Raw genomic sequence first — 10936 nt, 5'->3', positions numbered from 1 at the left:
GGCCGAGCCCCGTGCGTCACAAAAGCTTCCGGCTATTGAAATAACCTGTGCACCAGCAATGCTTACCGCTTAACGACTAAAGATGTAATTTATGCAGGAACACTGATGAGCCGGTAGCCACTGAATGCGTAACACGGTCAGCAACACGGCTCGCCTCGGGCGCCCGTGCGCGACCACCTGACTCTATTTTTTTCAACCGTGATATCCCGCGAGCCGCGCTGCCGAGACGCTTCGAGGCAGAACCCTTACGGTCGCCCAACCGCGTTCGGCAACAGGCATTTTTGACGCTGCAGCATGCTGCATCAACTTCATTCATCTGCAGGAAGGATCGTATATGCGCGGGTAAGACAGGAATGTACGGCGACGCACGCTGAGCAATATGCTCGGGGCAGCACGCCCCCCTTGCACCTCGCGAGGCGCCCGACCGCCCCTGGCGGGCCTTTACCGGCGCCGCGATGACCTGGTTTTCAGTCTTGTATCTTCGACTGCAGCACTACCGCGCTCATTGAGGCGAGCGGTTGCGCCTGCTGACGGCCGCCGCTGCGGCACTTGACATACCGACAGTGGCTGCACGTTCGAAAGCGCCGCTTCCGAGCGGAAGCTCGCCAACCGAACTTCCACGAATGTACTGAGCGCCGCCTTAAAATTTGCAGCAGAGAAGCGCTCGGCGTTTTCGCGACAAAATATCGAATGGAAGCGGTCCGAATGCCGCTCGAACGTGTCGACGGCGCTAATTAGCGACTCGATCGTTTGTTCCCTGAAAAATACACCTGAGGGCCGCTCGTCCGGCAAGCCAATCACCGCCTCCAGCGCACCGCCCTTGCCCAATGCGATAACCGGTGTGCCGCACGCCTGGGCTTCGACGAGTGAAGTGTCGAAATCCTCCTCGGCCGCAAAGACAAACGCACGCGCGTGCTGCACGTGATCGTGCAGCACATCGAGCGGTTGGTACCCCAGGATCTCTACATTGGGCCCCGCAACAGCCTTGATCCTGGCCATATCAGGGCCGTCCCCGATCACGACAAGGCGTCTCTCCGGCATCTGTGAGAACGCCTCTACGATCAGATCGACGTGCTTGTGCGGGACCATGCTCGACGTCGTTACATAGAAGTCCTGCTTATGTATGCCGACCGATAATCCGCGAACGTCGACCGGGGGATAGATCACGGTCGATTCTCGTTGGTAAGCCTGGTGAATCCGCCGCGAACTGGAACGCGAATTAACAATGAGATGATCGACGCCATTAGCCGAACGCGCGTCCCACGCACGAATATAGTGCAGCAGCATGCGCGCATAGATCGATTTCGCACTTGACGAAAACGCGGATTTCTTCAAGTTCTGATGCTGTAAATCGCGGGCATGGCGGAGGGACGAATGCACGTAGCTCACATGCAACTGGTCCGGGCCGACCAGTACGCCCTTGGCGACCGCATGCGAACTCGAGAGGACAAGATCGTAGGCCAATAGATCGAATTGTTCTATCGCAAGCGGCATCAACGCCAGATAGTCCTTGTAACGCGCGCGCGCGAACGGGAGCTTCTGGATGAACGAGGTGGTCACCTGCCGGTTATCGAGGAACGAACGATCTTCGAGAAAATCAACAATGGTAAAGATGTCTGCTTGTGGGAAACACTCAAGCATGGACTGTAGAACCCTTTCGGCGCTTCCGGCGGTCACTAGCCAATCATGGACAATTGCTACCTTCATGATTTCTCACCTTAGCGCTTAGCCAATCCGGTGAGCGCGCTTGCCACGTCATGTCAAGCCGCGTCACGTCACGTCACAAACAGCACCTGAATTGGGCGCAAACCACTGGCACAAATAGGCTCGCCGTATTGATTAGACTGCTGCGCGCCGGACAGCACTGTTCGATGGCGCACATGCGAATCCTGCCGCAAGCAGGACAATGCTTAGCCCTTTACGAATTCCATTCGTCCACACAATGTTGCGCAGCGCACCGAGCCTGCCAGCAACGGGCGTCTACAATCAGGCTCACAATTCGAGGGATGAACCCAGTATTTGTACGAGGAAACGGTTGTGCGGCGGTGCGGAGCCGGACGACCGGCGGATTCGACACCTATGCCGGTTCCACGTCATTGCCACGAGCTCCCCGCATGCCTCTCACAGGCGATGCGAGAGTTGATAGATTCATGCTAGCTTGGTGATGGCCGTCACCGTCATGGCGACCATCACCAAGCTGGCATGGCAGGTCACCTCGCGTCGTTTTCTAGTTTCTTGTCGCTCGGCTGGGCGTCGCAACGCGGCGCAACGCTTAGGCACTAATCAAGTCAGGATACGCAGTCGATGGCTTCTTTTCGAAAGAATTTTGCGGTGTTAATGATGCTGCAAGTTTCGACCTATGCGGCGCCGCTGCTTACCTTGCCGCTGCTTACGCGGGTGCTCATGCCAAGCGGTTATGGGCGCCTCGCGTTTTCAATGGCCTTCATCAACTACTTCGTCATACTGACTAACTACGGTTTTAGCCTGACCGCAACGCCGCAGATCTCCATCAACCGCGACAACCGGGCAGAGCGTTCACGCATTTTTTGGGAAACCATCCTTTCGCAAGCCGTCATCACGGCAGTTGGGTTTTTCGTGCTAGTGGCGCTGTCGTTCACTTTCGAACGGCTCGAGCAGGATCGTGCCTTGCTGATTCTTGGCTTTGGCACGGCCATTGGCGCCATGTTGATCCCTACATGGTATTTCCAGGGAATTGAAGACCTTCGCGTGATCAGCATCATCGTGTTCGGGGGTCGCGCGCTGAGCGTGCCGGCCATGTTCCTGCTGGTGCGCACTCCCGAAGACATCTACTGGGCGATGGGCGTCAACACGCTCGTGCCGTTGTTGTCCGGAATCGCGATCGTCACCGCCTTGTATTTCCGCCGCGAACTGGATTTCGTTGCGGTGCCTGCGCGCGACATTGTGAAGGCGTTGAGGAACGGCTGGGGCGTCTTCATGGCGACGGCTATCTTCGATATTTACACGTCAAGCAACGTTGTGATACTCGCGTTGATCTCGGGCAACGTCACAGCGGGATACTTCTCGGCCGGTGACAAACTAATACGGGCCGCGCTCGCCATGATGACGCCGCTAAGAAGCGCTGCCTATCCGCGAATCAGCTACTTGATGCATCACGCCCGCGAGGATGCATTCGATTTCCTGCGTAAGATGCTTGCGTTTCAGGGCGCTCTCCTCGCAGTTGTGTCGCTGACGATTTTCCTTGGCGCGCCGTTTGCGGTCAAAATACTCTATGGCGCGCAGTTTGCGCCGACCGTGAACGTCCTCCGTTGGATGGCCTTCATACCGTTCATGTCCGGGTTCTCCGACATATTCGGAGTCCAGACCATGCTTCCGCTTGGGATGAAGTCGCAGTTCAGCCGCGTGTTGATTGTCTCCGCTTTTTTGAATTTCGGATTGCTGGCTTTGCTTGCGAGGCTCTATGGCGAGCAAGGCGCCGCGGCAACGGTGTTCGTGGTCGAGACGTACATCGCGGTAGCCATGGCTGCAACGCTGTATTTCGAGAAAGTACCGTTCCTGAAACGACGTCCCCTTGCGTCCTGAGTGGAACTCGCGTCCTCCAACGTCCTATGTTTGCCTGACGTCGTCAGCCGGTTTGGTTATGTGAACGGCTGCGCATTGCAGATAGACAGCTAGTGTCCGTTACGCCTCAAATTCCGGAAACCGCCTAGACAGCTCGATGCGGGCGTCGTCGATCGTGAGATGCCCGGCGCCGGCCCGAGCGGCGACGTCGCCGCGAAGAGGCGTCGCGATTTAACAGAATGAGAACGTTGATGGACTTCTGCGTTTAGCGCGAGCCCTCACTCGGTCCGAGTTGCTCTCGTTCTTCAGCAGTCGGGCTAGTGATGGTTTTTCATTCCCCGATTTTCTCCCTAAGATTGCTTTCGCTTACAGCGTCTTTCCCCAAGCACAACTCTCAAAGACAGTTCACGTAAGTCACGACGCATGGGTGTCGAGTGACGGGAGGACGCGCGGGATTGCTCTCAGGCTAGCTGAAGTCAGAAGCGGGTACGTGTGTTCACCTGTAGAGGCACACGACGGCTTTAGACGTTTTACAAGTGCGCGTTGATTGCGTTGCGATCCGGGCCGCCCAGGGAGCACCGAAGGATCAGGCCTCTGTCTGACGATGAACGGTCGCGAGACTGCGGACGTCAGTGGTTGCATCGGCAAACTCGCCGCTTGTTCCCCCAACGTAAAAACCGGCACCTGCATCCAGACGTGTCTGGATGCAGGTGCCGGTCAGCAGCAGTGCAGCTTCCGGTTGACTTACCCGACCGTTGGACGCTCCGTGAGCTGCGGCGCTGTTGCATAAGCCTCGCCGTATAGCACTTGCAGCAGCTTGCTCGCGGCGCGGTCCCATCTAAATTGCTGAGCGTGGCGCAAGCCCATCTCGCGATACCGCTGCTGTAGTTCCTTGTCACCCATCATCAGCGAAATCTTGGCGGCGATGTCGTCGATCGATTTCGCATCGCAATACATGGCTGCATCGCCGCAAACCTCAGGAAGCGAGGCCTCGTTCGATACGATCACCGGACAACCGCAGTACATTGCCTCCAGCGGCGGCAACCCAAACCCTTCGTAAAGAGAAGGAAACACAAGGCATGCAGCGTCGCCGTAGAGCGCTTTCAACTCGCCGTCCGAGACGAAGCCCGCCCATACAACTTGATCCGATTGATGCTTCTCCACGGCCAGGCCCGAACCGAAGATACGCGGGTTGGCAGCGCCCACGACAACAAATTTTATGTCACGCAGATGATCGAGTTGCGGCAACGCATCGAGTACGCGCTGCAAGTTCTTGCGGGAATCGAGACTGCCCACGATGACGCAATACCCGCCTTTCGTCAGGTTCAGCCGCGAGAAAATGGCGGGATCGCTGGTCACACGGTCGAGATGATCGGCCCCGTTGGGGATCACCGCCACACGCGCCGCGTCAATGCCGAGGTGGTGACAGATGCGCTCCTTCGAGAAGGCCGACACCGTGAGGATGACCTTCGCCTGCCGATGCAGGATCGAAAATTTCAGCTTGTACCAGAGCCTGAATTTTTTCGAGAATGCATAGGGGACGTCGTAGACAGCCATGTCGTGAAGCATCACGATCTGGTTGCTCTTGAAAAGAGGACCGGTATTGCACAGGCTGATGAGTGTCTGGTGATTGGTCGCCAAGGGCAGCGTAATTTGCTCCCAGAGGTTGCCTTTGAACCATGCAGACATCCGCTTGCGCTTAAGCGACAGACCGGCGCCGGCCGCGTTCGGCGGAACCACCACTTCGAGTTCGTCGGCAGGAAGGTCACGCGCCTGCAAGGCTCGCGTTAGTTCATAGGCGACCCGTTGGACGCCGGTGATACGCTGCGCAGTAAACTTGCCATTGATTGCAAATTTCACGAGACCTCCCCCACGACGGTACTTGCCGACCGTTCGATCGAGGCCGCAGTCATGCCCCGCCCCGCAAATGCGTTTTGCATCATGGGTTCCCTCGCTGAAGATTTCCGGGCGCGCCCATGAGCGACTAGCCGTGCTTTCATGCGACCCTCTCCAAAAAAAATCTGTCGATAACGTCAATTGCGGGCATCGCGGTTTGTCATCGAGACACCGAAGGCACCGACCGCGGAGAGCACGACATGGCAGTCGTTACGCTCGCGATGGTGCCGCTGGACTCGCATGTATCCCGGCGTTGCATGCATACAGACGCAACGATAGTTGCGGGCCGCGGCGAGCACCGTGCGGACGGGCACACAGCGTCAACGCAATTCGAACTGCAAGCTAACGGGGGGCAAATCGGTGGCGTGCAAAACGCTCGCGGCTGCGAGCGTTCGCGCTTTAGTCAATTCGACGTAGAGCGCCGCGGCGATGGCCGCACGGCACGGGTCAAGGCGCAAGGGGCGGAGGGCCACTTCGCTTGCGATGCGGGGGGAGTTCGGTGAGAGCGGCGACCATCTCGTGGAGACACGACAGCGCATGTCTGGATGGATTGCCGGAGTCGGGCGCTTGCTAATCCAGCAAGTCTTTCGGCACGCGTGCAAGAATCGCTTTGCGAATTAGGTCAGTTTTTCCGCCGCTCGCGTTGACTTGTGCGCTGGGTCGTAACGCACGTGGAGGGCATTGCTCGAAGAGGGTTGAATCGATGCGCGCCGTTTGGTGCCGCTTTGGGGCGTCTGGCTCGATGCATCCGCCCGCAGTAAAGCTCTGACGAATCGGGTATCTCTGCGTGCTTATGCGCGCTGGGTCGGTCGTCGGTGCCTGCACCGGGATTACCGGCGCCAGTCGTAAACGAACCTAGCCGCAGCGGTCCGCTGCGGCTAGTGCTATCAGCTCACAAATGCACTCAATGCGCCGTCGCAGCCACCGGGCTAGCCGAGATCATCGACTTTAAGGTCGAATAAGTCGCTTTCTGGGCGGTGGCGCTGGTCAGTACACCGAAGGCGTCATTCGGATAGTCGTACAACTCGTACCAGGTGGCGCCGATCACGTTGTATGTCGCTTTGGCGGCGGCAAGTTCCGCGATGGTCTTCGTGATGTACGTCTGCTGCGAGGCTGTCGTCTGGTCCGGACTGGAGCCGATTTCGGTGAAAATAATCGGCAAGTTGTACGTAGACTTCAGCGTTGCAAGCACGTTGTAGGTGCCCGACGTGCCGATGGCGTTCTCGAAATCACCGCCATCCTGATACCAATGCCACTGGATGATATCGGGCGAGATCGTCGGATGCCCCGTGCTGCCGTCCGGCTGCGTGCCGTTCATCAGACCTGCGAGGAAGCCAAAGTGCAGCCAGCCGGAGGTTGCGTTCGCAATCACCTTGGTGACATGACCGGTATCGACCGAGCGCCAGCCGTCTTCAGCTCCGCGCAGCGAGCCACGCCATATCGGGAAAGTGGAATTATCGTAGTCCGTAATGCTCTCGCCATCGCTTGCAATAGGCGCGTTATGGCTATCAAGGTCGTACTCGTTGCCGAACTCCACCACCGGGATGCCCGCGAGCTTGGTCGCGGCGTAAGCGGAGATGGTGTATGCATAGGCATACGCGCTCGCTTCGGTCGGCGTAGCGCCATTCAGAGACGGGTCGTCGTAGGGGTTCGCGATGATAACCGGCTGGACTTGCACCTTGGAGCCCAGCCCAGGAATCACTGTGCTTACGAAGGTATCAATGTCCTGTGTCGAGTACATGTCCTGGCGGAAGTTAGTCACTCCCAGGTCCGCAAGCGACGCGGCCTGCGTGCTGAGCGGGACCGACGTGGACAAGCCGCCCTGCACGTAGTGGCCGTTGATCCCATAGAACGGGATTGCCGGACCCGTCGACGTTGACGTGGCAGCGGACACTGCCGGCGTAGACGTTGTAGCCGGGGCTGCGGCGGCGGCTGGTGTCGCAGTGGTGGTTGCAGCGGGTGTCGTCGTTGCGGGCGCCGCAACTGCAGCTGCCGCCACGCGCGGATCGGTTGATGTTGCCCAGCTGTTGTTCGACCATACCGACCAAACGTTAGCCGAATTGCTCATATACATCTTTCCTGCGTACCAAAGTACGAGGGTGGCTGTACCTGCCGAGTTAGTCGTCTGGCCCGCCCGGAAGACCACACCATTGTTGAGGGTCCAGACCGCACCCGATGAATCGTTGATTGAGGTAGCGGGCGGAATGACGCTTCCGCTAACCGACGCGGGATGCTGTGCAATGTCGACGTTGGTCGCTGAACCTGCAACATTGGCATCACTTGCTGAGCCCCCGCCGCCACCGCCGCATGCAGCCAGTGAAAGGCAAAGCGCGGATAGGCCGATAAACTTTCGTTGTACTAACATAACAAAATTCTCCAACGCCGAAGGATCCGACGAAAATGGTTAAAAAAGAGCATCTGGATCTACCGTATAGCGGCCTGATCAACACGAGCCCTTCCATCTCTCAGTTAGAAATCCTGGTCGCAGCCGCTGAGATACGGCCTCCCAATTCATTTATTTTGGGGTCCTAACAGATAACGCAGCAGTAACAGCAATAATTACAACTGCCTGTCACCAGGTGGTGCTAGACGCTCAGAACGGCGCGCAAAAATCGGTGTGCGGAATAGTCCGTCGATGCCACAAACGAACTGACGGGAGGCGATTTTTGGTCCGGACGAATTTGCGGGATGGGCCGTGGGCGCCGAGGCACAGAACACGACCACTGCGAGGTACCGATCACGCAACCTTACCGGCCTGCCGGCGATGATCTGCATGCCCGCGTCCACCGCTAGGAAACGCTGGATTCGCAAGCCCCGGAAGTACTGGAGGCGGCGAACCGGAACGAACTTTTGACGCACCCCGCTCCTGCGGCGATCAGGCCGCTGGCGAAGGCATTGAGAACCCGCAAGATCGAGTCGGCGAGATGTAAAAGCGTTCTCATCAAGAAACCCACGTTAAAGCGACAGAGGCGGAAACAGGCAAAGGGAAACCACCGGACGCTGCGAGAGCGTTCGTCCTTTGACCTACTAGGCGAATTAGCTTGAACGGCAAAAACTACGCGTCGCTTCTTGCGTCGGAAATACGCTTCCCGCGCCGCACAATTCCCGAATGTTACACGAACGAAACGTTTTAACGCAGTAGTAAATACGTAACGCAGTGTAACTGAAAAAAATTGCGCGGAATTACATACCGCTACCGTATTCGGGCGGCGGCCAAAGCCACGCCAGCAAAGGCTCCAGGTTGTAGCGATATCGGAAAGGCTATATCACCTAATTTCTCTTAATCTTCATAACTATCATTTTTGAATCAAATTCAAATAATCTGATTAATAAGGAAAGTTTTAAGTGAATTGATAACCTATTACTACGACATTTTGATGTAAAGATCGCAAGAGCCCCGGCATTGATACGTTCCGCGTAAAAATTGGTGGAAAGCTTGCGGAATGGAGAGACAGGCAGCCGCGTCTTCTCGGCCGGGTACGTGGGGTCAGTGGTGAAGCGGCCGAGGTGTCTATCGCAAGCGGCTCACGCTAGGTACGGCCCGGGAAATGAAAAAAGGCTCTGCATCAGCAGAGCCTTTTTTCGTCTTCGCCGTTCCGGCGCAACAAGACGTCTTAGCTTGTCGCCATCGCCATTTGCTCATCAAGACGCATGATCTGCACGAGTCGCTGTCCGTAACGAGCCGGGGAGAATTCACGCACGTCGTACTCCCGCGCGGGCTTTGCCAGATGCGCGGCAAGCGCGTCCAGCGCCTCGCGCAGCGCCTGCGGGTCGCTGCGGAACTTGATCTTGTTGCCAACCTGGTCGCCGAAGGTCGACAGGCTGCCGATATCGTTGACCAGCACCGGTAGGCCGAGCAACGCCGCCTCGATAATCGCGAGCGGCGCGTTTTCCGGCCAAACCGACGGCAGCACGACCGCGTCGGCCGAGCGCTGCAGTTCTTCGAAAAGTTTCTCCTGCGGCAGTCGGCCAAAGAACAGTATCTTCCCGCTTTCGATCAGCGACGCGAAGCGCTTCTCGAGCATTTCCCGCTCCGGTCCATCACCGTAAATCGTGAGGCGATTGATCCGCGCGAAGTCGATCGATTGTGCGAGCTCGATAAACTGCGCCAGCCCCTTCTCCGCCGCCACCCGGCCGATAAACGCCAGGTTGATGCTATCGCTCGTGCACACCTTCGGGCGCAAAGCCCGTACGTTGACGGATGCGGGGTTGAACACCAGGTCGGACTTATTGATGAGGCGGCTCTTCACCAACGCCTGCTGCATAAAGAGGCTGGGGCAAAGGAATACGTCGAAGATGCGCTCTGGTTTGGCCAGCATACGCATTGCGTGCCAGTGCATTTTCTTGAGGACATCGTGCGCGAAACCTTTGGGACTGGATCTCAACCAGAGCGCGCGCGACGTGCGCAAGGAATCGAGCGGCAGGGTTCCAACACCCAGCTTCGTGTAGCTAAGCAAGTTGGGGTTGTAGTAGACAAGGTGGAAGTCGTGGCAGGTCATGTACGCGGTGTAGCGGAGTTCGCGCTTATATTTTGCGATTACGCCAAGCACCGATGCCGATAGCACGCTGTGATAGTTGTGGACCAGTACGCGATGCGGCTTGAAGTCGTCCATCACCTTTGCGAGTGCACGCGCGGCCGCGAAGTTCCACAAGCTCACGCGGCCCTCCACGGGCTCGCAGAATGTCGTCTGGTCAAAGCATTCGACCTCAACGCCTTCCACTGCGCGCAAAAGCTCCGCAGACTGCCGGTACACCTCCTCGGCCCCGCCTTTCTCGGCAAAGTCGTTGATCACCAATATCCGGCATCGTTGCATGCTTGAATCTCCAATATTTCCAGTTCGATGCGGTTGCGTGCGTTGCGAGTCGAGGCGTCGCCCATCGGATCTCGTGGGTCCGCGTGGGCGTCGGATTCGAAACGAAAGAGACGCCGGCAGCCGCTCAAGCGTGGCGACCCATGCGGAGCAGACATATCGGATTTCCCGCTCAGATTGATCGCCATCGCCTATCTCCCGGTTAAACACCGAAAGCATGTGAAGCATACGACGAATACCTCGTTTCGAAGGTGCGTTTCGACACCGTTCAACGCGATCATCTGATGTTTCCAACGCTATTTCAGTCAATAAAAGGCATTCGACGCACTCTGCCGGCGTACCCGTAAAAATGGGCTCGTAACTAACGAGCCCGTTTCCTTCTTACATGCCCGTCCACGACGCTCGTTATCACGCCGGAATCAGGCGCCCTCGTATTCAAACCCGCTCATTCGAACCTGCTCAAAATTCGGGTCCGGGCGGATTTTCCTTAAGCCGCCCGGATGCCCCTCTCAAGTCCACACATCCACACACCATCTTGTCTAATGCAGCTTGCGAGCAAGGTAGAGGCCGTACTCATCGCGTTCACCGTACCGACCCGGCAAGAAGCCGTTGAAGATATGGCCTCCCACCCTCGCCCCGACGTTCTCCAGCCGCCGGATCGTTTCTTCCAGCTGGCGTGCACCGGTATG

At 57.5% G+C, this 10936-nt stretch carries 6 protein-coding genes; 2 read left to right on the top strand and 4 right to left on the bottom strand.

The annotated features are described in order from the left end of the window. Positions 1–441: 441 nt before the first annotated feature. Positions 442–1707 (bottom strand): glycosyltransferase, encoded by a 1266-nt coding sequence (locus GSQ93_RS11440; RefSeq protein ID WP_158935761.1) that lies wholly within the window; start codon positions 1705–1707, stop codon positions 442–444. A 597-nt stretch (positions 1708–2304) separates the two neighbouring features. Here GSQ93_RS11440 and GSQ93_RS11435 point away from each other — a divergent pair. Then, positions 2305–3561: an oligosaccharide flippase family protein gene (locus GSQ93_RS11435; protein ID WP_158935760.1), complete on the top strand. Its 1257-nt coding sequence runs from the start codon at positions 2305–2307 to the stop codon at positions 3559–3561. Between the two features lie 723 nt (positions 3562–4284). On the opposite strand, the gene GSQ93_RS11430 is transcribed toward GSQ93_RS11435, so the two are convergent. Beyond that, positions 4285–5400 (bottom strand): glycosyltransferase family 1 protein, encoded by a 1116-nt coding sequence (locus GSQ93_RS11430; RefSeq protein WP_158935759.1) that lies wholly within the window; start codon positions 5398–5400, stop codon positions 4285–4287. A 236-nt stretch (positions 5401–5636) separates the two neighbouring features. Between GSQ93_RS11430 and GSQ93_RS11425 the strand changes: the two genes are divergently transcribed. Then, a complete protein-coding gene (locus GSQ93_RS11425; protein WP_158935758.1) occupies positions 5637–5939 on the top strand; it encodes a hypothetical protein in 303 nt (100 codons plus the stop codon). A 401-nt stretch (positions 5940–6340) separates the two neighbouring features. Here GSQ93_RS11425 and GSQ93_RS11420 read toward each other — a convergent pair whose 3' ends face one another. After that, the gene (locus GSQ93_RS11420) at positions 6341–7753 is read right to left on the bottom strand and encodes a glycosyl hydrolase (RefSeq protein WP_254073845.1); all 1413 of its coding nucleotides are present in this window, start codon (positions 7751–7753) and stop codon (positions 6341–6343) included. A gap of 1297 nt (positions 7754–9050) precedes the next feature. Further along, on the bottom strand, positions 9051–10250 hold the full coding sequence (locus tag GSQ93_RS11415; protein WP_158935756.1) for a glycosyltransferase: 1200 nt from the start codon (positions 10248–10250) through the stop codon (positions 9051–9053). Positions 10251–10936: the final 686 nt, after the last annotated feature.

The organism is Burkholderia sp. S171 (genome assembly GCF_009766085.1).
In the GTDB taxonomy this organism is placed as follows: Bacteria; Pseudomonadota; Gammaproteobacteria; order Burkholderiales; family Burkholderiaceae; genus Caballeronia.
Note: the sequence above shows the minus strand (reverse complement) of the source record. Positions and strands in the feature narration are given on the sequence as shown.

What these genes read in the sequence shown, in the direction of transcription:
- GSQ93_RS11440 (WP_158935761.1), bottom strand. Translation starts at nt 1,707, where the DNA reads ATGAAGGTAGCAATTGTCCATGATTGGCTAGTGACCGCCGGAAGCGCC.
- GSQ93_RS11435 (WP_158935760.1), top strand. Translation starts at nt 2,305, where the DNA reads ATGGCTTCTTTTCGAAAGAATTTTGCGGTGTTAATGATGCTGCAAGTT.
- GSQ93_RS11425 (WP_158935758.1), top strand. Translation starts at nt 5,637, where the DNA reads ATGGCAGTCGTTACGCTCGCGATGGTGCCGCTGGACTCGCATGTATCC.
- GSQ93_RS11415 (WP_158935756.1), bottom strand. Translation starts at nt 10,250, where the DNA reads ATGCAACGATGCCGGATATTGGTGATCAACGACTTTGCCGAGAAAGGC.